Here is a 23,741-nt window from a genome sequence, read left to right as displayed (position 1 = left end):
GTGACCAGGAAGAGACGCGGCCCTGCCCGCTCACGGCGAACCGCAAGCGGGCAGGGCGCAACAGCTTGAGTAATGACCGAACTTCCTACCCGGAATGACCCGGGCGAGGTTCAGAGGGTCTGCGGCCAACCTGTCCGGTGCCGCACTCTCAGCGCTGTGGCGCTCCCCTGTCGGAATATGAAGTTGAATTCGCACCCAGGCTACACGGGCGATTTCCGGCCTACCGCTCGGAGGCCGCCAGCTGACCGCAGGCCCCGTCGATCTCCTGACCCCGGGTGTCACGGACGGTGACGGGAACGCCGTGGGCCGCGATGGCCTCGACGAACGCCTTCTCGTCCTCGGGCCGCGAGGCGGTCCACTTCGACCCGGGCGTCGGGTTCAACGGGATCAGGTTGACGTGTACCCGCTTGCCCTTGAGGAGCCGTCCGAGCAGGTCACCCCGCCAGGCCTGGTCGTTGATGTCGCGGATCAGCGCGTACTCGATGGAGATACGGCGGCCGGACTTCTCCGCGTACTCCCACGCCGCGTCCAGTACCTCGCGGACCTTCCAACGGGTGTTCACCGGGACGAGGGTGTCACGCAGCTCGTCGTCCGGGGCGTGCAGCGAAACGGCCAGCCGGCACTTGAAGCCCTCGTCGGCGAAGCGCAGCATGGCCGGGACCAGTCCGACGGTGGAGACGGTGATCCCGCGCTGCGAGAGCCCCAGCCCGTCCGGCTCGGGGTCGGTCAGGCGCCGGATCGCGCCGACGACGCGCTTGTAGTTGGCCAGCGGCTCGCCCATACCCATGAAGACGATGTTGGAGAGCCGCGTGGGGCCGCCCGGAACATCGCCGTCGCGCAGGGCCCGCATGCCGTCCACGATCTGGTGCACGATCTCGGCGGTCGACAGATTGCGGTCGAGCCCGGCCTGCCCGGTGGCGCAGAACGGGCAGTTCATCCCGCAGCCGGCCTGCGAGGAGATGCACATCGTCACGCGCTCGGGATAGCGCATCAGGACGGACTCGACGAGCGTCCCGTCGTGCAGCTTCCAGAGGGTCTTGCGGGTGGTGTCGTCGTCGCAGCTGATGTGACGGACCACGGACATCAGGTCGGGGAACATCGCCTCGGCGAGCTTGTCCCGCGACGCGGCCGGGATGTTGGTCCACTCCGCCGGGTCGTGCGCGTACCGCGCGAAGTAGTGCTGCGAGAGCTGCTGGGCGCGGAACGGCTTCTCGCCGATCGCGGCGACCGCTTCCTTGCGCTCTGCGGGCGTGAGGTCGGCGAGGTGCCGCGGGGGCTTCTTGGCTCCGCGGGGCGCGACGAAAGTGAGTTCTCCGGGCTTAGGCATGGTTCATCCAGTGTCGCAGAAAGACGAGTGAGGGCCCGCCGCCCTGTGGACAACGGACCCTCACTCGCAAGAATTGCAGGTCAGACGTTATGTGAGCGGGTTCGGCTCAGCCGGATCCGACGAACAGCACCAGCAGCAGCCACACCACCGGAGCGGTCGGCAGCAGCGAGTCCAGCCGGTCCATGATGCCGCCGTGACCGGGCAGCAGGGTGCCCATGTCCTTGATCCCGAGATCCCGCTTGATCATGGACTCGCCCAGGTCACCGAGAGTGGCGCTGACGGCGACCGCGAAGCCCAGCAGCAGTCCCTGCCACCAGGAGCCGCCGTCGATCAGGAACTGCATGCACAGCGCGCCGCCGGCCATCGCGAAGGCGACCGCTCCGAGCAGGCCCTCGCGGGTCTTCCCGGGGCTGATGCGCGGTGCGAGCTTGTTCTTGCCGAAGCGCCAGCCCACCGCATAGGCACCGGTGTCGCTGACCACCGTGAGCAGCAGGAAGGTGAGCACCCGCTGCGGCCCGTCGTCCGCCGTCAGGAGCATCGCGACGAACGTGGCCAGGAACGGTACGTAGAACGCGGCGAAGACCCCGGCCGTGACGTCCTTGAGATACCCCTCCGGCGGCTGGGTCATCCGCCAGACCAGCACCGCGAGCGCGGTCAGCGCCATGGCGACCCAGGCGCCCTCCGCGCCCCGCGCGTAGCCGGCGACGACCATGGCGGCCCCGCCGACGGCGAGCGGCACGAGAGGGGCCTTGATGCCCTTGCGCTCCTCCAGGCGGGAGGTGAGCTCCCAGAGGCCGACGACCACGGCGACGACTATCACGCCGACGAAGACGGCCTGCACGATGAAGAGCGAGGCGACGATGACCGCGCCGAGCCCCACGCCGACCCCTATGGCGGCGCGCAGATCGCGCCCCGCACGCTTCTTCTGCGGCGGGGGCGGCATCGGGGTGGACATGGGCTCCTGCGGCTTCTCGTCACGGAACAGGGGGCCGCCGACGTGAGCGGCATCCCCGTCCCGGTCGTCGCGGTCGTCTGCGTCTCTACCTGCGTCGGGAACGTCCGGCACGTTGGGCATGGGCCGAGTCTGCTGGGCGTCATGCACATCGTAGGCAGGACCCGCCGGAGCAGCCCCCATCTCGGGCGTGCCCCAGTAACCGGCTCCCTGCGGCGCGCCCCAGGAAGAGTCGTTCATCAGACCTCGAGCAGCTCGGCTTCCTTGTGCTTGAGCAGCTCGTCCACCTGCGCGACGTACTTCGCGGTGGTGTCGTCGAGCTCCTTCTCCGCGCGGCGCACCTCGTCCTCGCCGGACTCCTTGTCCTTGACGAGCTTGTCGAGGGTCTCCTTGGCCTTGCGGCGGATGGAGCGGATCGAGATCTTGGAGTCCTCGGCCTTGGTCTTGGCGACCTTGATGTATTCCTTGCGGCGGTCCTGGGTGAGCTCGGGGAAGGTCACCCGGATGATGTTGCCGTCGTTGCTCGGGTTGACGCCGAGGTCGGAGTCGCGGATCGCCTGCTCGATGTTGCGCAGAGCGGTCTTGTCGAACGGCGTCACGACGGCCATCCGCGGCTCGGGAACCGAGAACGAGGCCAGCTGGTTGATCGGGGTCAGCGCGCCGTAGTAGTCGGCGACGATCTTGTTGAACATCGCCGGGTGCGCGCGGCCGGTACGGATCGCGGCGAAGTCCTCTTTCGCGACGACAACGGCCTTCTCCATCTTCTCCTCGGCCTCGAGGAGGATTTCTTCGATCACCACGTGCTCCTGCGTGTCTTGTGTGGGCCCGGCATCGTCATCGCCGGGCCCGGCGGGTCCTGCGTCGCGTCCTCACCTGCACGGTGTCCGACCGGCAGGCCGTTGTCCATCCTTGGGGCCGTCAGGCCCGGGTGCTCTCGTCACTCACGAGCGTGCCGATCTTCTCACCCTTGACGGCACGGGCGATATTGCCGGCGGCGGTCAGCTCGAAGACGAGGATCGGGAGCTGATTGTCACGGCACAGGGTGATGGCGGTGGCGTCGGCGATCTTCAGATCGCGGGCGAGCACCTCGCTGTACTCCAGCGCGTCGAACTTCACCGCGGCGGGGTTGGTCCTGGGGTCGGAGTCGTAGACCCCGTCCACCCCGTTCTTGCCCATCAGCAGCGCCTCGGCGTCGATCTCCAGGGCACGCTGGGCAGCTGTGGTGTCGGTGGAGAAGTACGGCATCCCCATGCCGGCGCCGAAGATGACGACGCGTCCCTTCTCCAGGTGCCGGACGGCACGGAGCGGGATGTACGGCTCGGCGACCTGGCCCATGGTGATGGCGGTCTGGACGCGCGAGTCGATGCCTTCCTTCTCCAGGAAGTCCTGGAGTGCCAGGCAGTTCATGACCGTGCCGAGCATGCCCATGTAGTCGGACCGGGCCCGGTCCATGCCGCGCTGCTGGAGCTCGGCACCACGGAAGAAGTTGCCGCCGCCGATGACGACCGCGATCTCCGCGCCGTCGCGCACGACGGCGGCGATCTCGCGGGCGATGGCGTGCACGACATCGGGGTCGACACCGAGGCCTCCGCCACCGGCGAATGCCTCGCCGGACAGCTTCAGCATGAAGCGTCCGGAAACCTTGCCGTCGTCGCGCTTGTGGTCACCCTGAGTGGCGTCCGCGCCCTTGTCCATGGAAATTCTCCTCGTGCACATACGAAGAAGGCCATTGCCGGTGGGTCTGGTGTCCCTCAGCGGCAATGGCCTCCTCGTCAGATCTGCGGTCGTCCGGCATGAGTGCGGCCGTCGACTGCACTAGACCCTATCGGGGTCCACCGTTGTTCGCGGACGGGCTCAGATGCCGACCTTGATGCGCGAGAAGCGCTTCAGGGTGACACCGGCCTCGTCCAGGACCTTCTGAACAGACTTCTTGGCGTCCAGCGCGTACGGCTGACCGAGGAGGGTGGCCTCCTTGAAGAAGCCGTTGACGCGACCCTCGACGATCTTCGGGAGCGCGGCCTCGGGCTTGCCCTCGGCGCGCGTGGTCTCCTCGGCGACGCGGCGCTCGGCCTCGACGATCTCGGCGGGGACGTCCTCGCGGGACAGGTACTTCGGGGCGAACGCGGCGATGTGCTGCGCGATGCCCTTGGCCAGCTCGGCGTCGGCCTTGTCCAGCTCGACCAGGACACCGATCTGCGGGGGCAGGTCGGGCATGGTGCGGTGCATGTACACGGAGACGAAGTCGCCGGTGAACTGCGCGAAGCGGTCCAGGACGATCTTCTCGCCGAGGTTGGCGTTGGCCTCGTCCACGTACGCCTGGACGGTCTTGCCGGGCTCGATCTCGGACGCCAGCAGCGCCGCGATGTCGGCCGGGGAGGTCGCGGCCACGTGGGCGGCGAGCGTGTTGGCGACGGCCTGGAACTTGTCACCCTTGGCGACGAAGTCCGTCTCGCACTTCAGCTCGAGCAGGACGCCGGACGTCTTGTCCTCGGAGATGAGGGAGACGACGGCACCGTTCTCGGCAGAGCGGCCCTCGCGCTTGGCGACGCCCTTCTGACCCTTGATACGGAGCGCCTCGACGGCCTTGTCGACGTTGCCATCGGCCTCGTCGAGCGCCTTCTTGCAGTCCATCATGCCGGCGCCGGTGAGCTCACGGAGCTTCTTGACGTCAGCGGCGGTGTAGTTCGCCATGAGTCTGTATTTCTCTCTCGAAGTCTGAAAGATCTACGGGTGAACGGCGGGGACGGTGCCCTGTGGCACCGGCCCCGCCGTCTTCAGCCGTGACGGGTGTCAGGCCTGCTCGGCGTCCGCGGCCGGAGCCTCGGCCTCGGCAGCGGGTGCCTCGGCGGCGGCGTCGGTCTGCTCGGCGTCCGCGACCTTCTCGGTCTCGGCGGAGGTCTGGACCTCGGCGGCGGCCGCGGTCTCGTCCTTCTTGTCGCCCTCGAGCAGGTCGCGCTCCCACTCGGCGAGCGGCTCGCCGGCGGCCTTCTCGCCCGGCTTCGAGTCACCGGTGGCGGCACCGGAACGGGCGATGAGGCCCTCGGCGACGGCGTCGGCGATCACACGGGTGAGCAGGGTGACGGAGCGGATCGCGTCGTCGTTGCCCGGAATCTTGTAGTCGACCTCGTCGGGGTCACAGTTGGTGTCGAGGATCGCGACGACCGGGATGTGGAGCTTGCGCGCCTCACCGACGGCGATGTGCTCCTTCTTGGTGTCGACGATCCAGACGGCGCTGGGCACCTTCTGCATCTCGCGGATACCACCGAGGGTCTTCTCCAGCTTGGCCTTCTCGCGCGAGAGGACCAGGAGCTCCTTCTTGGTGAGGCCGGAGGCGGCCACGTCCTCGAAGTCGATGAGCTCGAGCTCCTTCAGACGCTGAAGGCGCTTGTAGACGGTGGAGAAGTTGGTGAGCATGCCACCGAGCCAACGCTGGTTGACGTACGGCATGCCGACGCGCGTCGCCTGCTCGGCGATGGCCTCCTGCGCCTGCTTCTTGGTACCCACGAACATGATGGAGCCGCCGTGGGCGACGGTCTCCTTGACGAACTCGTAGGCGCGGTCGATGTACGACAGCGACTGGAGCAGGTCGATGATGTAGATGCCGTTGCGCTCGGTGAAGATGAAGCGCTTCATCTTCGGGTTCCAGCGACGGGTCTGGTGACCGAAGTGGACGCCGCTTTCCAGCAGCTCCCGCATCGTGACGACGGCCATGGCCGTACTCCTTGAGGTGCTCGGTTGTCGCGACCGCAGGATTGCGATCGCGCCTGACGCCCCTACGCGCCGTGCCACAAGGGACCGAGGAGCGCGGCCACCCCCGAAGAGAGGGAGGTGGCGGGGCGTGCGAAGTCGACCCGGTGACCCGGATCGCCACAAGAAGTGTACGGGACCCGCCGAGTGCCGGGTGACGGCGATGTCCACAACCGGCGGGCTGTCCACAGGAACGGTTCATGATCCCCCGGATCGGGCGTACCGGAGGATCGTTCCGTGCATGCGCACCACACCCGGACCTCCTCGCTCCAGCTCGCCCGCGTCCAGGCCTCCGCCCGTCCCGCGCGCCCGGCGGACTGCCGCACGGGCCGCACCGCCGGCCGTGCTCCTGCTGACCGCCCTGGCGGCCGCCGTGCCGGCGGTGCTGCTCGGACCGTCCTCGGGCCGGGCCTCGGCGGGGCCGGGACCGGGCGGGGTTGCGGCTCCCGCTCCCGCACGGGAGCCCGCTCCGGATCCCGTCCCGGATCCCGTTCCCGTTCCCGCTCCGGCCCCCGCTCCGGCCCCCGTTCCGGGAGACGAACGGGCCTGGCCACTGCCCGGCCGGCCCATGGTCGTACGCGGATGGGAGCCCCCCGCCGGCCCGTACGGGCGGGGCCATCGCGGCGTCGATCTCGCGGCGCCGCCCGGAGCCGGGGTCCGGGCCGCGGCCACCGGCCGGGTGACGTTCTCGGGGCGGGTGGCCGGACGCGGGGTGCTCACCATCGAGGTGGCGGGAAGCGGGGAGCCGCCGTTGCGCACCACGTACGAGCCGGTGCGGGCGCTGGTGGCCCGGGGTGAGGAGGTGATCGCGGGCCAGGCGGTCGCGGTGCTGGAGCAGGGGCCGTTCCACTGCCGTACGGGCTGTCTGCACTGGGGGCTGCGACGCGGGGACGTCTATCTGGATCCGCTGTCCCTGCTGCCGCCCCCGGCGCTGCGGCGGGGCCCTTCCCGGCTGCTGCCGGTCTTCGGCGTACCGCACCCGGACGGGCCCCGACCAGCTCGTTAGGGGCTGTCGTACGGGGCGGGGTCAGCCCCGTACGCCGCGCAGGATCATGGCGACGGCGGTGTCGGCGACGACGCCCGGCTCCTCCGCCACGCCCAGCTCGATACGGCGCACCGCCGCGTCCACCGAACCCTGCAGCAGCATCGCGGCAAGCCTCGGCTGGGTATGGCCGAGATCGCCCAGCGCCTCGACGATCATGGCGATCAGACCGCCGTGCGCGGCCCGGATCTTCTCGCGGGCCCCGGCGTCCAGCTCGCTCGCGGAGATCGCGACGACCGCGCGGTGGCGACGGTCCCCGACGAGATCGAGCTGCCGGCGCACATACGCCTCGATCTTCGCCTCGGGGGTCTCGGCGCGCTCCATGGCGTTCTCGACCTCGGCCGCCCAGACGGGGAAGTCGACGGCGCACAACTCCTCGACCACGGCCGCGCGGGAACGGAAGTACTCGTACACGGAGGACCGGGCGAGGCCCGTGCGTTCGGCGAGCGCGGGGAAGGTCAACGCCTCCGTACCGCCCTCGGACAGCAACGAGCGCGCGGCGTCCAGGAGGGCGCCGCGCTGCATGGTCCGGTGCTCGGCCACGGAGGCCGCTCGAATCCTGGGCACGCTTCCACTCTACGGCGGCACGTGTTCGGGGGAAGGGCGCGACCTCCCTCGGGATGGCCGACGGCGCACGCTCAGCGCCCGGCGTCGGCCAGTTTCGCCCGGAGCTGCAGCACGGACTTGGTGTGGATCTGACTGACCCGGCTCTCGGTGACCCCGAGGACATTGCCGATCTCGGCGAGCGTGAGGCCCTCGTAGTAGTAGAGGGTGACAACGGTCTTCTCCCGGTCGGGGAGCGTGTTGATGGCACGTGCGAGCAGCCGTCTGAGCTCACGGTCCTCGGCGACTTCCACCGGGTTGTCGGCGGCGGTGTCCTCCAGTGTGTCCATCAGGCTCAGCCGGTCGCCACCCTCGCCGCCGACATGCAGCAGCTCCTCCAGGGCCACCACGTTCGCCAGCGACAACTGGCTGAAAACCGCGTGGAGTTCCTCCAGGGCGATGCCCATCTCCGAGGCGACCTCCGCCTCCGACGGGGTGCGGCGCAGCCGGGCCTCCAGGGTGGCGTAGGCGCGTTCCACGTTCCGCGCCTTCTGCCGTACCGAGCGCGGGATCCAGTCCAGCGCCCGGAGTTCGTCGATCATCGCGCCGCGGATCCTGGTGATCGCGTACGTCTCGAACTTGATGGCCCGTTCGATGTCGAACTTCTCGATGGCGTCGATCAGTCCGAAGACTCCGGAGGAGACGAAGTCGGCCTGTTCGACGTTGGACGGCAGCCCCACGCTGACCCTGCCCGCGACGTATTTGACGAGTGGCGAGTAGTGAAGGATCAACTGCTCCCGCAGGCGCTCGTCGCCCGTGGTCTTGTACGAACGCCACAACTCGTCGAGGGAGGAGGGAGCGGAAGGGCGCACAGTGCCACGCGCAGCCGGTGGTACTGCCGCGCGGTCAGACCCGGAGGTGTGCTGGGGCATGTGGTGCCTTGAGCCGTTCTGCTGTGAAGTGCTGGGGGACGTTTGTCTGGGGCGGAATCCTTGTGAGCGTAGCGTGACTGGAGCGTCGCAGTGCGCGCAGGATACGGGTTCGACGCTGTGCGATTTCGCACCGGCGATTCTGCCGCCGGACACGGCCGACGGCCGGGACCGTCGCCGCGCGCACCGGCCCCGGAGGCGCCGCTGAATTAACTGCCGAGATCATCGGCATTACCTTTTCACCCGAATGCTCCAGGTCAAGTACCGCCTCGCCGCGCGTCGCCGTTGCATGCCGGCGCCTTGGTCAACCTCCATCCGTCGCCCTCGCGTTCGACGAACCCCAGTGAGTGCAGTTCGTACAGTCGCCCGAGTGCTTCGTCGGCGGACGCTCCCGCGGCGCGGGCGACGTCACGCACGTCGACGATTCCGTGGTAGGGGAGGGCGTCCAGCACTCTCGCGGTGACCGCGTCCAGCAGGTCCCGGGGCAGGACCGGGCCGCGTCCGACCGGTGCGAGGTCACCGATGTCCCCCACCAGTTCGGCGACTTCCGACGCATCGGTGACGAGGACGCCCTCGCCGCGCAGCAGCTCATGGACGCCTGCGGACAGACCGCTGGTCGCCGGGCCGGGCACCCCCATCGTGTAGCGGCCGAGGCGCTGGGCACTGCGGGCGGTGACGAGCGAACCGCTGCGGTATTCGGCCTCCACCACGACCGTTCCCCTGGTGAGTGCGGCGATCACCCTGTTGCGGAGGATGAACCGACTGCGGGTGGGATGCCCGGAGGGCGGCAACTCCCCGATGACCAGCCCCTGTTCCACCATGCGTGCGATCAACTCGGCATGACCGCGGGGATAGGCAACGTCGACCCCGCAAGCCAGCACCGCCATCGTCGCCCCGCCCGCGGCCAGCGCCCCGCGGTGGGCCGCCCCGTCCACCCCGAACGCGGCACCCGACACCACCACCCAGCCGCGCTCCGCCAGCCCCGCGCCGAGGCTCGCCGCCATATGGGCCCCGTACGGGGTGCAGGCCCTGGCGCCGACCACCGCGACCGAACGCAGGGCCCACAGGCGCAGGTCGGGACGCCCGCGCACCCAGAGCCCGACCGGCCGTGCGTCACCCAGGTCGTCGAGCTGGCTGGGCCACTCCCGGTCACCCGGGCAGATGAAGCGGCCTCCCAGCTCGGCCACCGCCGCCAGGTCCCGCTCGGGCTCGGCCGCCGCGGCACGCAGACGGTAGCCGCCCAGGCGCGCGGCGGTCATGCCCGGCAGTTCCCCGGCCGAGCCGTCCCGGGCGGTGAGCCGCCGCACCAGCTCGACCGGCCCCGACTCCCGCAGCCACCGTCCGGCACGCTCGTCGCCCGGCTCCAGAATCCGTGTCAACGCGGCCCTGGCCAGCCGCACCCCCTCCGTGCACCCGCCGCCGTCCCCGTCACGTCCGTACCCGCCGCCGTCCCTTCCGCCTTCCGGCCCGCCGGGCCCTGCGCGGCCCGGTCCGCCGCCCCTTCCGCCGCCCGGCCCGCCGCTCCCCGGCCCCGCACGTCCCGCTGTCTCCGGCCGCCCCGTCACGATGGCGCTACCTCCATCGGCACCCCGCGCTGGATGCCCGTGCGCAGTTCCAGTGCCACCGCGATGTCGGAGGCGTCCGGGCGGTCGGCGCCGCGCAGGTCCGCCACCGTCCACGCCACTCTCAGCACCCTGTCCAGGCCACGGGCCGTGAGCGTGCCGCGCTCCATGTCCCGCTCCGCCGCCATCAGTGCCCCGGGGGCCGCCAGCAGCCGGGTCCGCAGCTCATGGCCCGGCACCTCGCTGTTGGTGGTCCAGGGCGTGCCCGCCAGCCGCTCGGCGGCCCGCGCCCTGGCTTCCCGTACCCGTGCGGCGACCTCGGCCGTCGACTCGCCCAGGCCCCCTCGCCCCATCAGGTCGGCACGGCTGACGGGCTCCACCTCGACCCGCAGGTCCACCCGGTCCAAGAGCGGCCCGGACAGTCTCGCCTGGTAGCGCCGCACCAGGGAGGGCGGGCATTCGCAGCCCGTGCCGCTGAGCGTGTGCCGGCCGCAGGGACACGGGTTCGCGGCGAGCAGCATCAGGAATCTGGCGGGCAGCCGCACCACCCCGGCCGCCCGCGCGACCACCACATGGCCGGACTCCAGAGGCTGGCGCAGCGCGTCGAGCACCTTGCCGGAATACTCCGGTGCCTCGTCCAGGAAAAGCACCCCCCGGTGGGCCAGCGAGACCGCTCCGGGCCTGGGCAGTCCGTTGCCGCCTCCGACCAGCGACTGCATCGTCGCCGAGTGGTGCGGCGCGCAGTACGGCGCCCTGGTGACCAGAGGTTCACCCGGTGGGAGGATTCCCGCCACCGAATGGATCGCCGTCACTTCGAGGGATTCCTGCCGGGTCAGCGGAGGCAGGATCGCCGGCAGCCGCTCGGCCAGCATCGTCTTCCCGGCCCCCGGGGGCCCGGAGAGCAGCAGATGGTGTCCGCCCGCCGCGGCCACCTCAAGGGCCTTGCGGGGACGCGCCTGCCCCGCGACGTCCGCCAGGTCGGGCCGGTGGCCCTCGCCCCGCGCACGGAGCGGGGCGAGTCCGGTGCCCACCCCGGCGCCCGGCATCATCAGTCCCGCCAGCATCGCGTCGGGACGGCCCTGGTCGTCGGCCGGCTCGTCGGGGACGGGTTCATCGGCCAGTACCGCGATCAGCTGGCGCAGGCTCCGTACGCCGAGGACCGAGACCCCCGGCACCAGGGCGGCCTCACCGGCGGTCTGCTCGGGAACGACGACGTGGTGATACCCCGCCTCGGCCGCGGCGAGCACGGCGGGCAGCACCCCGCGCACCGGGCGCACCCGGCCGTCCAGCCCCAGCTCCTCGATCATCACCACGTCGGCGATGGCGGCCGGATCGATCCGCTCGGCCGCGCCGAGCACCGCGCAGGCCACGGCGAGATCGAACCCCGAACCCCCCTTGGGCACGGACGCCGGGGAGAGCCCCACCGTGAGTTTCTTCTGCGGCCACTCGGCCCCGGAGTTGACCACGGCGGCCCTGACCCGGTCGCGGCTCTCCACCAGGCTCTTGTCCGGCAGTCCCACGAGGGCGAACGCCGCCACGCCCGGTTCCAGGTCCGCCTGGACCTCCACCACCACCCCTTCGACGCCCACCAGCGCCACCGAACACGCTCGCGCGAATCCCATCAGGACACCCCGCGCACATGTTCGGTGACCGGGGCTCCGCGCCGGGGAACGACCACTCCGACCAGGTCGATCCGGACCCCGCCGTCCGGCGGCCCGCCGTGACCGTCCAGCCAGATCTCGGCGAGCCGTCGCAGCCGGTCCGTCTTGACCGGTGTGACGGCCGCCATGGGGTGTTCGAAAACCCCGGACCTGCGGGTCTTCACCTCGCAGATGACCAGTGCGTCACCGTCCCTGGCGACAATGTCGATCTCTCCGGCGCGACAGCGCCAGTTGCGCTCCAGGACCGCCATTCCGGCTTCGGTCAGCAGCCGCGCCGCCAGATCCTCGCCGTACCGCCCGAGTGCCCCCCGTGCGTTCATTCGGCACCACCTCCGGCACCGACTCTGACGCTTCCGGCCCAGACGTGTGGATCTTGGTGATTTTCGGTGGACAACTCCGCGAATGTGGATATCCCGGCCACCCATACGGGTGACCGGTCCGTGGATCAGCCGCCCGGAAGTTCGAGATCGCTCTTGTTGAGCTCCTCGATGTTGACGTCCTTGAAGGTCAGCACGCGGACCTGCTTGACGAACCTGGCGGGCCGGTACATGTCCCACACCCAGGCATCCGCCATGGATACTTCGAAGAAAACCTCGCCCTGGACCGAGTGCACCTGCATCTCGTAGTCGTTGGTGAGGTAGAAGCGCCGTTCGGTCTCGATCACATATTTGAACAGACCGACGACATCGCGGTACTCCCGGTAGAGCTTCAGCTCCATCTCGGTCTCGTACTTCTCGAGGTCCTCGGCGCTCATGGCATGTTCCCCTTCAGCCGTGCGTCCCCCTATTGTGCGTCAGCCCCTGGCACCCCTGGACGATTAGACGATTTCGGGGGCCAGAACGAGCGGAGCACGTGGGGGACCCTCGTCGAGGAGCGTGCGCAGCAGCTCGGCGAGTCTGGTCGGGTACACCGTCTCACGCGCCGCGAGGAGTTCGGCGGAAGTCCACCACCTCAGACCGGCGACGCTGCGCCGCTCCAGGTCGGTGAGGCCCTGCGGGTCGGTGGTGGTCTGCGCCGTGCGGGCCAGGAAGTACCACTCGTCCTGGTTCCAGCGCCGCCCGTCGAACGGGAAGGAGCAGGTCCGCCGCCAGAGCACCGGGCCCAGCTCGATGTCCGTGATCCCGGTCTCCTCGGCCAGCTCGCGCCGCGCGGCCTGCTCCCGGGTCTCGTCGCCCTCCAGGCCGCCGCCGGGTGTGAACCACCAGGTGTCCGCGGGGTCGTCCGGCTCGTAGCCGTGCATCAGCAGGATGCGGTCCTCGGGGTCCAGCAGCACCACCCGCGCGACCTTGCGGGTCTTCCCCGTGATCGCGGGGCCCTCACTCTCCTCAGACACCGGCGGCCGCCGGTGTCTGCTGCCTCCGGCGTGCGGAGCGGGCCGCGACCGGCCCGTACGCGCTGCCGCCCAGGATGAGCACCAGGCCCGCCAGGACCGCACCGAGCTGGAGCTTCAGCGGCCCGTTGGCGGACACCCCGCCCGGCAGGGCCGCGAACGACCCCGGCCGTCCGATCATGCCGTCCATCGGCCAGGCGACCGCGTCCACCCGGGCCTCGACCGCGCCGAGGGGGACGGAGCCCTGTCCCGGGTCGTCGAGGTGGACCCGGGAGTCCAAGGAGCCGGCCCGTTCGTCCCCGAGGAGGAAGATCTGGCCCTCGGGCACCTCGGCGGTGAAGCCCTGCGGCGAGGCCGGAGTGCCCGCGGCCGAGCCCGCCGAACCGTCGTACGCCCGCAGATACGGTTCCTCAACGGGGATGCCGTTGACCGTCAGCCGGCCGCCCTTGTCGCAGCAGGCCACCTTGTCGCCGCCGATGCCGACGACCCGCTTCACCATCGGCACGGCGCCCCAGGCCGGATCGGTGAACACCACCACGTCCCCGCGCCGCACATCGGCGCCGTCCACGCGCTCCGCGAGCACCCGGTCCCCGGCGTTCACCGTCGGGGACATCGAGTCCGTAGGCACCGTGTACGGCTTGTACACCACCGCTCCCCAGGCGAATCCGCCGAGGAAGAGCACACAGCCGACGGCCACGGCCAGGCCCGACAGCACACTGCCGAGCCGGCCGCGGCCGTCGCCCGTACGTCCCATTCCGCTCATCCCAGCGCTCCCCCATCAGAGATCGACAATCGCTGATCCGAGTCGGCACCCTACCCGGCGGTACGCGCGCTGGTCAGCCTCTTGCGGCGCCACAGCACGAGGGGCAGCGCTCCGGCCACGCCCAGTGCTCCGGGAGCCATGGCGACCGCCGCGTTCAGACCGGGCTGGTCGAACGTGTTGGGAACCGGCAGCGTCGCCCAGCGGTTGATGGGCCAGGCCACGACGACGGCGCGGCCGACGACCTCGTCCGTGGAGACCGTGCCCTGACCGGGAAGCTCCTGGTGGTACCGGGAGTCCAGCGAGTTCTGACGGTGGTCGCCCATCACCCAGATCCGGCCCTCGGGCACATGGATCGGCCCGAACGGCTCGTCGTTGCACGCAGTGTTCCCCGGGAAGATGAACGACTTCTCGTCCAGCGCCTTCCCGTTGACCGTCACCGGCCCGTTCTTCTTGCACTCCACCGTGTCGCCGCCGACCGCGATGACCCGCTTGATCAGGTCCTTCTCCTCGGCCGACGGCATCAGGCCGATGAAGCTGAGGAACTTCTGCACCGCGTTGGGCTCCGGTGTCACGGTGTCCTCCAGCCAGCCGCCCGGGTCGTGGAACACCACGACCTCGCCGCGCTCCGGCTCCGAGCCGAACCACGGGGTCAGCTTGTCGACCAGCACCCGGTCACCCCGCTGCAGTGTGTCCTGCATGGAATCCGAGGGGATCGAGAACGCCTGCACCAGGAAGGTCTTGATCAGCAAGGCCAGGACGAGCGCGATACCGATGAGCAGCGGCAGTTCCTTCCAGAAGGAACGCGGCTTCTTCGGAGTCCTGCCACCGCTGCCCGCGGAGCCGGCGTCACCCTCCGCCCGGCCCGCCGCGGCCTCCCCGGAGGACTCGGCGTGCTCCGGCCGGTCCTCGGGTTCGTCGTGTCCGGATCGTGCGCCGACCGCCAAATCCCCCACATCCACTCCTCAATCCGTGCCACTGCCCGCGCCCGGTCCGGTGCAGGCCCACCACTCCCATAACGAGCGGGAGTTCCGCAGGGGTCGGGAGCCGGACCATCGCATATCGATCCTGGGGGGACACACTATTCGACATGCGGGGCGACGCCGCCGCCCCGGCACGCGCATCCGGCACCGAGGCGAAGGTCTCGCGTTCCTCCAGGGTGCGCCAGTGCCCGAACGGCCAGGCGATCACGACAGCCCGTCCCACGACCTCGTCCTCGGACACCGTGCCTCTGCCCGCGTCGTCGAGGTGGAAGCGCGAATCCGCGGAATTGGACCGGTGGTCCCCCATCACGAAGATCCGGCCGACCGGAACCTTTACCTCGAATTGGACAGTCGATGGCTCATTGCCGGGATGCAGATAGGGCTCGTCCAGAGGGACGCCGTTGACACTGACCCTGCCGTCCTCGCCGCAGCACTTCACCGTGTCGCCGCCGACCGCGATGACCCGCTTGATCAGGTCCTGCTCGTCGTCGGACGGCAGCAGTCCGATGAAGGTCAGCAGCTCCATGACCTGTTTGACGCCGATGGGGGCGTCCTTCCCGTCCGTGTCCGCCCGCTCCGCGTTCAGCCAGCCGCCGGGGTCCTTGAAGACCACGACATCGCCGCGCCGCGGCTTCGACCCGAACCAGGGGGTGAGCTTGTCCACGAGCACGCGGTCGCCGATCCGGATGGTCTGTTCCATCGATCCCGAAGGGATCACGAAGGCCTGCACCAGGAAGGTCTTGAGCACCAGCGCGATCAGCAGGGCCACCACGATGAGCACGGGGATCTCCCGCACCGCCGACCCGCGCCGCCGCCGTCGGACCTTGCGGGCGAGCCTCCGGCGCTCGGCGCGGGTCCGCGGCGAGCGCGGAGCGGCCTGCCCGGTCGCGGCGCTCCCGCCCGGCGGCTCGCCTCCCCGGTCCGGTGCGCCACGCCCGCGCCCCCGGTTACCCATGGGCTCCGGCAGGCTCCGGCACCCCGGCGAAGGCGTCGGTGCCCGGCAGTGACCCCAGCCGCCCCAGCGGCCAGCCCAGCCAGTCGACCCGCCCGATCACCATGTCGACGGGGACCATGCCGCCGCCGGGCTGCCCCAGGTGGTCCCGGGAGTCGCGCGAACTGCCGCGGTGGTCGCCCATCATCCACAGGGTGCCCATGGGCACGACGATGTCGAAGGGCACCTGGGAAGGCACGTCCCCGGGGTGCACATACCGCTCGTCCAGCGGCCGGCCGTTCACCTCGATCCGGCCCCGCTTGTCGCAGCAGACCACCCGGTCGCCCCCCACGCCCACCACACGCTTCACGAAGTCGGTCGCGGCGGGTTCGGTCAGCCCCAGGGACGCGGCCGCGCCGCGCAGCAGCCCGGCGACGGCGTTCTCCTCGGCGTTCTCCTGGACGAAGGAGCCGGTCCCGTCGAACACCACCACGTCGCCGCGCTCCGGCCCGGAGCCGAACCGGTACGCCAGTTTGTTGACGAGCACCCGGTCCCCGACCCGCAGGGTGGGCTCCATCGAGCCGCTGGGGATCAGGAAGGGCTGGATCACATACGCGCTGAACAGCAGCAGGACGACGGTGCAGACGGCCCCCAGGGCGGCTGCCCGGCGCCAGGACATCGGCGGGGCCGAACGGTCCCGGGTACGCGAGAAGCGCGACCCCTCCTCCGGCCCGTTCCCGGGTCCGGAGGAGAGATCGCGCTCCGTGTGCTGTGCTTCCGTGTCCATCGCGGCCGAAGCTTATCCGGCCGCGCTGTGGACGGGTGCGTCAGCTCAGTTGTCGCGCTTCTCCTTGATCTTCGCGGCCTTGCCGCGCAGCTCACGGAGGAAGTACAGCTTGGCGCGACGGACGTCACCGCGGGTGACGAGCTCGATCTTCTCGAAGATCGGGCTGTGCACCGGGAAGGTGCGCTCGACACCGACGCTGAAGGAGACCTTGCGGACCGTGAAGGTCTCGCTGACGCCCGAGCCCTGGCGGCGGATGACAACACCCTTGAACTGCTGGATACGGGAGCGGTTGCCCTCGATCACGCGCACGTGGACGTTGACGGTGTCACCGGGGCGGAAGGACGGAACGTCCGTACGCAGGGAGGCGGCGTTGACGCCATCGAGCAGGGAAGCCATTTTGTCTGCTTTCTTCGCCGATGCCACAGGTCATCGACGGGAGATCGTAAGGAGTTCGGAGTGCCGATCGCGTCGGGCGGGCGTCATTCCCCCTGTGGCAGGGGCGCACGCCGGACGTACAGCAGCGGCCTATTCTTCCACGGCCGGGGGCCTGCGCCAAAATCGGCCGCCCGGCTCCGGTGACCAGCCGAGGATCGAGAGGATCTCGCGGTCCTTCTTGTCGAAGCCGCTCGCCTCGCAGCGCTCGATGAGGTCGGGCCGGTACAGGGCGGTACGGGCGAAGGCCTCGTCCCGCCGCCAGCGCGCGATCCTGCCGTGATGACCGCTGAGCAGGACGTCCGGGATGCCCCGGCCGCGCCACTCGGGCGGCTTGGTGTAGACCGGCCCCTCCAGCAGACTGGCCATGGCGCCGGGGGCGAACGAGTCGTCGCGGTGCGACTCCGCGTTCCCTAGCACCCCGGGCAGCAGCCGGGCCACGGCCTCCGTGATGACCAGGACGGCCGCTTCCCCGCCGGCCAGGACGTAGTCACCGATCGACACCTCGATGACCGGTATCCGGGTGGCGTACTCGTCCATCACCCGGCGGTCGATGCCCTCGTAGCGGGCCGGGGTGAAGATCAGCCAGGGCCGCTCGGCGAGCTCGACGGCCAGTTCCTGGGTGAACGGCCGGCCGCTGGGGGTCGGGACGACGAGCACGGGGGAGCCCGCCCCCGCCTCGTACCCGTCCGCCAGTGCGTCGTCCAGCGCCTCGCCCCACGGCTCGGTCTTCATGACCATGCCGGGTCCGCCGCCGTAGGGGGTGTCGTCCACCGTGTTGTGCCGGTCGTGCGTCCAGCCGCGCAGATCATGCACGTGTACGTCGAGCCGGCCGCGGGCGCGGGCCTTGCCGACGAGCGACACGTTCAGCGGTTCCAGGTACTCGGGGAAGATCGTGACGACGTCGAGCCGCATTACGCGTCACCCTTCGGCGCCTCGCCCGCGCTGTCCGCCGCACCGGCACCGTCCGCCTCGTCGTCGCGGGCGGAGGCCACCACGGCCTGGCTCTCGTCGATGAGGCCGGGCGGCGGGGAGATGACCGCGCGCTGCTCGTCGAGGTCGATCTCGGTGACGATCTCCTCCACGAACGGGATCATCACCTCGCTGCCGTCCGGGCGCTCGACGATGAACAGGTCCTGCGAGGGCAGGTGACTGATCTCCGTGATCCGCCCGACCTCGGTGCCGTCGGCGAGGACGACATCGAGGTCCATCAGCTGGTGGTCGTAGAACTCCTCGGGGTCCTCCGGGAGTTCCGCCGGGTCCACGTCGGCGATCAGGAGAGTGTTGCGCAGGGCCTCGGCGCCCGTACGGTCCCGCACGCCCTCGAAGCGCAGCAGCAGCCTGCCACTGTGCACCCGGCCGGTCTCGATCGTCAGCGGCCCCGTCGCGGCCGGATCGGTGGCCAGGACGGCCCCGGGCCCGAGCCGCAGCTCCGGCTCGTCCGTACGTACCTCGACGGTGACCTCGCCCTTGATGCCGTGGGCGCGGCCGATCCGCGCAACTACCAACTGCACGCTGCTTCTCCGATTGATGGGTGTACGGACGTAGAAATGGTGTACGGACGTAGAAGTAGATGGTGACGGACGACAAAGGCCGGGGACGGCTCGAAAGCCCTCCCCGGCCCTGGCCGGTGTTCAACTCTTTCAGCGAACCTGGTCCACATCGACGAGGTCGACACGGATACCACGGCCACCGATGGCGCCCACGACGGTACGCAGAGCGCGAGCGGTGCGGCCGTTGCGGCCGATCACCTTGCCGAGGTCATCGGGGTGGACCCGGACCTCCAGCACGCGCCCGCGGCGCAGGGTGCGCGAGGCCACCTGCACGTCGTCGGGGTTGTCGACGATGCCCTTCACGAGGTGCTCGAGAGCCTCCTCGAGCATGCTCAGGCCTCGGTCGACTCGGTGGACGCGGCAGCGTCAGCCGCCTCGTCCGCCTTCTTGTCGGCCTTCTTGGCCTTCTGGGTGATGGCCTCACCCTTGGCCTCGTCGCCGTCCGAGGACAGGGCCTCGAACAGAGCGCGCTTGTCAGCCTTGGGCTCGGGCTGCAGCAGCGGCGCCGGGGCCGGAAGACCCTTGTGGGCCTGCCAGTCACCGGTGAGCTTCAGGATCGCGAGAACCGGCTCGGTCGGCTGGGCGCCGACGGACAGCCAGTACTGCGCACGCTCCGAGTTGACCTCGATGCGCGACGGGTTCTGCACCGGGTGGTACAGGCCGATCTCCTCGATGGCCCGGCCGTCACGGCGGGTACGGGAGTCGGCGACGACGATGCGGTAGTGAGGCGAACGGATCTTGCCCAGACGCTTCAGCTTGATCTTGACTGCCACGGAAGTGGTGTCTCCTGGTCTTGACGTGGTTGGGCACAACGAAGATGCCACGTGGGGTTGCGGTACTCGCGTGCCCGACGGACGCGTCAGCCGGAGGAGAGAGGGGTCCTATGCGACTGTCGAGTACAGCTAGCCATTGTGCCACACCACATCGCCTCACCCCACCGCGACCGCCGCTTCCGGGATCTGGAAGGGCTTGCCGCAGCCGCCGCAGACGATCGGCGCCTGGGCGAGGACCGAGGGAACGACACGGACGTTGCGTCCGCAGTCGCAGACGGCCTTGACCCGGACGCCGCCCCCGGAGGAGCCGTGCCGGGCGGCGGGACCGCGGAAGGAGCGCTTGGTGTCGGCGGCGGTGGCCACGGTGTGCGCCTTGAGGGCGCGCTGCAGCCGTTCGGTCGTCGGGCGGTACCGGCGCTTGGCCTCCGGATTCAGCGTGACGAGCGAGAATCCGCTGCTGGGGTGGGGCTCCTCGGCATGATCGAGGCCCAGCTCCTCGGCGATCGCGAGGAAACGTCGGTTGTGATAGCGGCCGGCCCGGGAGGTGTCTCGGACACCTCTCGCGGCGGCGATGCCGTGGACTGCCTCATGGAGCAGTCGTTCGAAGGAGAGCTCGGCGCCACAGGCGGACGACGACTCTCCGATCAGGGACTCGGGCGCGGCAAGATCGGGCAGCTCGGGGTGGTACCGCTGAATGTCGGCCCACGCCTGTGCCAGCTCTGCGGCAAGTACAGGTGGTGTCGTGCTCACGTCGTGACAACGAGCCTGAGTGCCCCGGTGTTCCTATTCCGGGGCATCCCAAATAATTTGCACGTACCAGTCAGTTGCCCTTGATGCGTCCGGACGAGGGCGGGTGCGCAGATCTGCGGAGAAGGCGCGCAGCTCACAACAAGGTGGTACGTAGCACCTGGTGCGCCCCGGCGTACCGACGGGCGCGGGACACTGCCGCCGCGTGCGACATTACCCGGCGGATCACCACCCGCGGCACCGGGCCGCCCGGCGGTGCGCGCGGCGGGCCGCCCACCAGCGCTTCATCGGCCGGCGACGCCCGCGCGGGATTCCGGGGCCGCGTTCCCGACGTGCCGCGCCCGGCGGCTCGGGTAAGACTGGGACCCAGGAGCGGGACGCGGCACGGTGCCACGCGCGGGGGCGCACGACCGGGCACACGAGCATCGCCGTTGAACCCGTCGCACCCCCTTCGAGCCCTCGACGGGGCCGCGGATGCGCAGTTCCCTGACCTATGGGGACCGCGGGCGCACGTACGCGGGGGACTGTCACTCGGGCACGGCCGGCCTCTCGGCGGATTGGGGCGCATTCCATGACACCAACGCTCGTCCGGCATCACCGGTACACGGATCCGTACGCCGATCCGTCCCTCCCGGTGGACGCCGGCACCCGTGCCCGTGACTGGGCCGAGATCCAGGAGCGGATGCTGGCGCCGCTGTACGAGGCGGTGTACGAACGGCTGGAGGTCGGGGCCGCCACACGGCTGTTCTCCCTCGGCTGCGGCTCCGGGCTCGCCCTGCTGATCGCCGCGTCCCGGGGGGCGCGGGTCACCGGCGTCGACACCGACCGGGAACGGCTCGCGCTGGCCCGCGAGCGACTGCTGCCCGATCCGGGGCACCCGGCCGGGCCGCCCGGCGGTCCGGCGGCGGAGCCTGCGGCCCGGCTGGCCGTGGGCGGACCCGCGGCGGCGCCCCCGGCGGAGGGTGGACCGTACAACCTGATCACCGCGTTCCACCCGATCGGGTGCGTGGCCGGTGACTCCGAGGGGCTCGCCCCCGCACTGGAGTCCGCCGTACCGCTGGCGGCGCGGGGGGCCGCCGTGGTGCTGACCGGCTGGGGTCCGCCCGAGCGGTGCGCCACCGCCGCGGTGCTGCGGGTGGCGTCACGGCCGGCCGGTTCCGGTCCGGAGCGCGGCGGGCGGGCGGACAGCTGGCGGGCCGCCCGGCGGGACGATCTGGAGGAGGTGGCCGCGCGGGCCGGACTGAGGCCGGACGGCTCCGGCCGGGTGTCATGTCCGTTCGGGTACGCGGACCTGGACAGCGCGGTGCGCGGGCTGCTGTCGACCGGCCTGTTCGACACGGCGGCGCGGGCCGCGGACCGCGCCCCGGTGGAGAAGGAAGTGGCTCGGGCGCTGCGTCCGTATCAGCGGCCGGACGGCACCGTATGGATGCCGAACGTGTTCCGCTATCTCGTGTGCCTGGTCTGACCCGCCCCAGGAGAACCCCGGCCGTCCGGTGAACGGGGCGGCCGGCACGCACCGGGACGGCACGCGCAGGACGCGCACGCGCCCCGGCCCCGCCACCGGCACACCGTCAGGAGGCGCCGCCGTCCGGCTTGTCCAGCCGGGTGACGCCGGCCGCCCGGTAGGCCGCCGCCTCGTCCAGGGTCTCATTCGCCATCAGCGCCTCGGCCAGTGAGTCGAGCTTGTCGCGGTTCTCGCGCAGGAGACGGCAGGCGTCCTCGTAGCACTCGTCGACGATGCGGCGCATCTCGGCGTCGACGGCGTCGAGGGTGGCGGGCGCCGCGGAGAGGCCGTAGGCCTGCTGGGCGTCGGCGGGGATGGCGGTGAGACGGCCGATCCTGTCGCTCATGCCCCAGCGGCCGACCATGCCGCGGGCCAGGGAGGTGACCTGTTCCAGGTCGCTCTCCGCACCGGTGGTGATCACGTCGTACACCACGTGTTCGGCCGCCATCCCGCCGAGGGCGCCGATGATCCGGCCGCGCAGATACTCCTCGGTGTACGCGTACTTGTCGATGTCCGGGGTCGAGAGGGTGACGCCGAGGGCGCGCCCGCGCGGCACGATGGTGATCTTGCGCACCGGGTCGGCGCCGGGCTGGAGCATGCCGAGGAGCGCGTGGCCGCTCTCGTGGTAGGCGGTCCTGCGGCGCTCCTCGTCGGGCATGACGAGCGGACGCTCGGCACCGAGCTGGACCTTCTCCAGGGCGTCGGACAGGTCGGACTGGCTGACCTCGGTCTGCTTGCGTTTGACGGCGAGCAGGGCGGCCTCGTTGGCCAGATTGGCGAGGTCGGCGCCCGTCATGCCGGGGGTGATCCGGGCGACCTGGGCCAGGTTGACGTCCCCGGCGAGCGGGATCTGCCGGGTGTGGATCCTGAGAATCGCCTCCCGGCCGCCCTTGTCCGGCGGGCTGACCTGCACGATCCGGTCGAAGCGGCCGGGCCGGGTGAGGGCGGGGTCCAGGACGTCGGCGCGGTTGGTGGCGGCGAGCACGACGACGCCTTCGGAGCCGGAGAAGCCGTCCATCTCGGTGAGGATCTGATTGAGGGTCTGTTCGCGCTCGTCGTGGCCGCCCATGCCGGAGCCGCCGCCGCGCGCCCGGCCGATGGTGTCGATCTCGTCGATGAAGATGATGGCGGGGGCGACCTTGCGGGCCTCGGCGAAGAGTTCACGCACCCGGCCGGCCCCGACGCCCACGATCATCTCGATGAACTCGGAGGCGGACGCGGAGAAGAACGGCACCCCGGCCTCGCCCGCCACGGCTCGGGCCAGGAGCGTCTTGCCGGTGCCGGGCGGACCGGCGAGAAGGACACCGCCGGGCATCCGGGCGCCCATCTTCGCGTACTCCTGGGGGTTCTTGAGGAAGTCGACGACATCGTTGAGCTCGCCCTCGACCTCGTCGATCCCGGCCACGTCCTCGAAGGTGGTGCGCTTGCGCCCTTCGAGTTCGACCGGCTTGGGCGGGGGCTTGCGTCCGAGTCCGCCCATGCCGCCGCCGAGCCCGCCGCGCATCCGCCGGGCGATGACGACCCAGAGCAGGACGAGCAGCAGCATCGGGGCGAGCGAGATCAGCAGGTTGGCCAGGAAACTGCGCTGCTGGACGACCGGTTCGGCGGTGACGGTGACATCGTCCTCGGTCAGCTCGGCCCAGAGGTCGTCGTCGGCGAAGGCGGGCCGCTGGGTGGTGAACTTGGTGTACTTGTCGTCCTTGCCTGGGACCTTGGTCTCCTTCTTGAGCTGCCCCTGGATCGCGTCGCCCTTGGAGTAGATCTTGGAGACGTTGCCCGCGGTGACCTGCTTGCTGAATTCGGTGTACGCGATGGTCGGCTCGTCGTCACCGTTGAAGAAGGACAGCACCAGGTTGGCGATCAGATAGACGGCCAGAGCGGTCAGGAGCAGCCCGCCCCAGCCGCCGGGCATCTTGCGGCCGGGCGGCTGGGGCGGGGGCGCGCCCTCGGAGCGCCATGGCTGGTCCGTCCGATCGCGCGGAGGTACGGGGTTGGTCACTCGTGCTCCTCTGCCGACGGCCACTGATGGCGACATTAGGGGAGAAATCACACCAAAGCCTCTGGAGGGGCGCCCCAGTGGCCCCATGGAGGGACATGGCGGGTCGCGGTGGGGGCGGCGGGGCGACGGACGCCACCCCGTGGCCCACCACGCCCCCCGGGTGAACTCCTTGCCAATAT

General features: G+C 70.5%; 26 protein-coding genes and 1 riboswitch. Of the genes, 2 read left to right on the top strand and 24 right to left on the bottom strand.

The features are described 5' to 3' along the window. Positions 1-64: 64 nt before the first annotated feature. Positions 65-179, bottom strand: a riboswitch (TPP riboswitch). A gap of 41 nt (positions 180-220) precedes the next feature. The 6 genes from rlmN to rpsB all read right to left on the bottom strand — a co-directional run bounded on the left by rlmN (position 221) and on the right by rpsB (position 5,990). After that, positions 221-1,327 carry a 23S rRNA (adenine(2503)-C(2))-methyltransferase RlmN gene (rlmN, locus tag OHA98_RS09895; RefSeq protein ID WP_266924338.1) on the bottom strand — a complete coding sequence of 369 codons (1,107 nt, stop codon included), beginning with the start codon at positions 1,325-1,327 and terminating at the stop codon, positions 221-223. A gap of 106 nt (positions 1,328-1,433) precedes the next feature. Continuing rightward, positions 1,434-2,519 (bottom strand): phosphatidate cytidylyltransferase, encoded by a 1,086-nt coding sequence (locus tag OHA98_RS09890; RefSeq protein ID WP_266924336.1) that lies wholly within the window; start codon positions 2,517-2,519, stop codon positions 1,434-1,436. Further along, positions 2,519-3,076 carry a ribosome recycling factor gene (gene frr / locus OHA98_RS09885; protein WP_073726823.1) on the bottom strand — a complete coding sequence of 186 codons (558 nt, stop codon included), beginning with the start codon at positions 3,074-3,076 and terminating at the stop codon, positions 2,519-2,521. The genes OHA98_RS09890 and frr overlap by 1 nt, the downstream gene beginning before the upstream one ends. A gap of 121 nt (positions 3,077-3,197) precedes the next feature. Beyond that, complete coding sequence (pyrH, locus tag OHA98_RS09880) at positions 3,198-3,974, bottom strand: UMP kinase (protein ID WP_266924334.1); 777 nt, start codon at positions 3,972-3,974, stop codon at positions 3,198-3,200. A gap of 159 nt (positions 3,975-4,133) precedes the next feature. After that, positions 4,134-4,970 (bottom strand): translation elongation factor Ts, encoded by an 837-nt coding sequence (gene tsf / locus OHA98_RS09875; protein WP_266924332.1) that lies wholly within the window; start codon positions 4,968-4,970, stop codon positions 4,134-4,136. A gap of 99 nt (positions 4,971-5,069) precedes the next feature. Then, positions 5,070-5,990: a 30S ribosomal protein S2 gene (rpsB, locus tag OHA98_RS09870; RefSeq protein ID WP_266924330.1), complete on the bottom strand. Its 921-nt coding sequence runs from the start codon at positions 5,988-5,990 to the stop codon at positions 5,070-5,072. 277 nt (positions 5,991-6,267) lie between these two features. Here rpsB and OHA98_RS09865 point away from each other — a divergent pair, with 277 nt between their 5' ends. Further along, positions 6,268-7,032, top strand: a complete 765-nt coding sequence (locus tag OHA98_RS09865) for a M23 family metallopeptidase (RefSeq protein ID WP_266924328.1) — start codon at positions 6,268-6,270, stop codon at positions 7,030-7,032. Positions 7,033-7,053: 21 nt separating this feature from the next. Here OHA98_RS09865 and OHA98_RS09860 read toward each other — a convergent pair whose 3' ends face one another. The 17 genes from OHA98_RS09860 to OHA98_RS09780 form a co-directional block, all read right to left on the bottom strand. Next, a complete protein-coding gene (locus tag OHA98_RS09860; protein ID WP_266927836.1) occupies positions 7,054-7,611 on the bottom strand; it encodes a TetR/AcrR family transcriptional regulator in 558 nt (185 codons plus the stop codon). Positions 7,612-7,706: 95 nt separating this feature from the next. Further along, the gene (gene whiG, locus OHA98_RS09855) at positions 7,707-8,543 is read right to left on the bottom strand and encodes an RNA polymerase sigma factor WhiG (RefSeq protein ID WP_266924326.1); all 837 of its coding nucleotides are present in this window, start codon (positions 8,541-8,543) and stop codon (positions 7,707-7,709) included. A 254-nt stretch (positions 8,544-8,797) separates the two neighbouring features. Continuing rightward, entirely contained in the window at positions 8,798-9,940 is a 1,143-nt protein-coding gene (gene dprA / locus OHA98_RS09850; protein ID WP_266924324.1) for a DNA-processing protein DprA, read from the bottom strand. Positions 9,941-10,101: 161 nt separating this feature from the next. Next, on the bottom strand, positions 10,102-11,724 hold the full coding sequence (locus OHA98_RS09845) for a YifB family Mg chelatase-like AAA ATPase (protein WP_266924322.1): 1,623 nt from the start codon (positions 11,722-11,724) through the stop codon (positions 10,102-10,104). Then, the gene (locus tag OHA98_RS09840) at positions 11,724-12,083 is read right to left on the bottom strand and encodes a YraN family protein (RefSeq protein WP_266924320.1); all 360 of its coding nucleotides are present in this window, start codon (positions 12,081-12,083) and stop codon (positions 11,724-11,726) included. The genes OHA98_RS09845 and OHA98_RS09840 overlap by 1 nt, the downstream gene beginning before the upstream one ends. A gap of 125 nt (positions 12,084-12,208) precedes the next feature. Further along, positions 12,209-12,517 (bottom strand): DUF2469 domain-containing protein, encoded by a 309-nt coding sequence (locus tag OHA98_RS09835; RefSeq protein ID WP_003965949.1) that lies wholly within the window; start codon positions 12,515-12,517, stop codon positions 12,209-12,211. Between the two features lie 63 nt (positions 12,518-12,580). Beyond that, on the bottom strand, positions 12,581-13,069 hold the full coding sequence (locus OHA98_RS09830; RefSeq protein WP_266927835.1) for an NUDIX hydrolase: 489 nt from the start codon (positions 13,067-13,069) through the stop codon (positions 12,581-12,583). Between the two features lie 19 nt (positions 13,070-13,088). Next, a complete protein-coding gene (gene lepB / locus OHA98_RS09825; RefSeq protein WP_266924318.1) occupies positions 13,089-13,856 on the bottom strand; it encodes a signal peptidase I in 768 nt (255 codons plus the stop codon). Between the two features lie 50 nt (positions 13,857-13,906). Continuing rightward, positions 13,907-14,800, bottom strand: coding sequence for a signal peptidase I (gene lepB / locus OHA98_RS09820; RefSeq protein WP_266927833.1), 894 nt, complete (start codon positions 14,798-14,800; stop codon positions 13,907-13,909). Beyond that, positions 14,703-15,791, bottom strand: a complete 1,089-nt coding sequence (gene lepB / locus OHA98_RS09815) for a signal peptidase I (RefSeq protein WP_266924316.1) — start codon at positions 15,789-15,791, stop codon at positions 14,703-14,705. Before lepB (OHA98_RS09815) ends, lepB (OHA98_RS09820) begins: the two co-directional genes overlap by 98 nt. Then, a complete protein-coding gene (gene lepB, locus OHA98_RS09810) occupies positions 15,784-16,554 on the bottom strand; it encodes a signal peptidase I (RefSeq protein WP_266924314.1) in 771 nt (256 codons plus the stop codon). Before lepB (OHA98_RS09810) ends, lepB (OHA98_RS09815) begins: the two co-directional genes overlap by 8 nt. Positions 16,555-16,599: 45 nt before the next feature. Then, positions 16,600-16,950: a 50S ribosomal protein L19 gene (gene rplS / locus OHA98_RS09805; protein ID WP_266924312.1), complete on the bottom strand. Its 351-nt coding sequence runs from the start codon at positions 16,948-16,950 to the stop codon at positions 16,600-16,602. A 129-nt stretch (positions 16,951-17,079) separates the two neighbouring features. Next, positions 17,080-17,901 (bottom strand): tRNA (guanosine(37)-N1)-methyltransferase TrmD, encoded by an 822-nt coding sequence (gene trmD, locus OHA98_RS09800; RefSeq protein WP_266924310.1) that lies wholly within the window; start codon positions 17,899-17,901, stop codon positions 17,080-17,082. Then, entirely contained in the window at positions 17,901-18,500 is a 600-nt protein-coding gene (gene rimM / locus OHA98_RS09795; RefSeq protein ID WP_266924308.1) for a ribosome maturation factor RimM, read from the bottom strand. The genes trmD and rimM overlap by 1 nt, the downstream gene beginning before the upstream one ends. A 129-nt stretch (positions 18,501-18,629) precedes the next feature. Beyond that, positions 18,630-18,869, bottom strand: coding sequence for an RNA-binding protein (locus OHA98_RS09790; RefSeq protein WP_003980229.1), 240 nt, complete (start codon positions 18,867-18,869; stop codon positions 18,630-18,632). Between the two features lie 2 nt (positions 18,870-18,871). Continuing rightward, positions 18,872-19,312 (bottom strand): 30S ribosomal protein S16, encoded by a 441-nt coding sequence (gene rpsP, locus OHA98_RS09785; RefSeq protein WP_266924306.1) that lies wholly within the window; start codon positions 19,310-19,312, stop codon positions 18,872-18,874. 156 nt (positions 19,313-19,468) lie between these two features. Beyond that, positions 19,469-20,062, bottom strand: a complete 594-nt coding sequence (locus OHA98_RS09780) for a hypothetical protein (RefSeq protein WP_018509633.1) — start codon at positions 20,060-20,062, stop codon at positions 19,469-19,471. A 568-nt stretch (positions 20,063-20,630) separates the two neighbouring features. Here OHA98_RS09780 and OHA98_RS09775 point away from each other — a divergent pair. After that, entirely contained in the window at positions 20,631-21,524 is an 894-nt protein-coding gene (locus OHA98_RS09775) for a class I SAM-dependent methyltransferase (protein ID WP_266924304.1), read from the top strand. Between the two features lie 106 nt (positions 21,525-21,630). Here the strand turns inward: OHA98_RS09775 and ftsH are convergent, their stop codons facing one another. After that, on the bottom strand, positions 21,631-23,562 hold the full coding sequence (ftsH, locus tag OHA98_RS09770) for an ATP-dependent zinc metalloprotease FtsH (protein ID WP_266924303.1): 1,932 nt from the start codon (positions 23,560-23,562) through the stop codon (positions 21,631-21,633). Positions 23,563-23,741: the final 179 nt, after the last annotated feature.

Origin of the sequence: Streptomyces sp. NBC_00654 (genome assembly GCF_026341775.1) — a bacterium.
Classification (GTDB): domain Bacteria; phylum Actinomycetota; class Actinomycetes; order Streptomycetales; family Streptomycetaceae; genus Streptomyces.
Note: the sequence above shows the minus strand (reverse complement) of the source record. Positions and strands in the feature narration are given on the sequence as shown.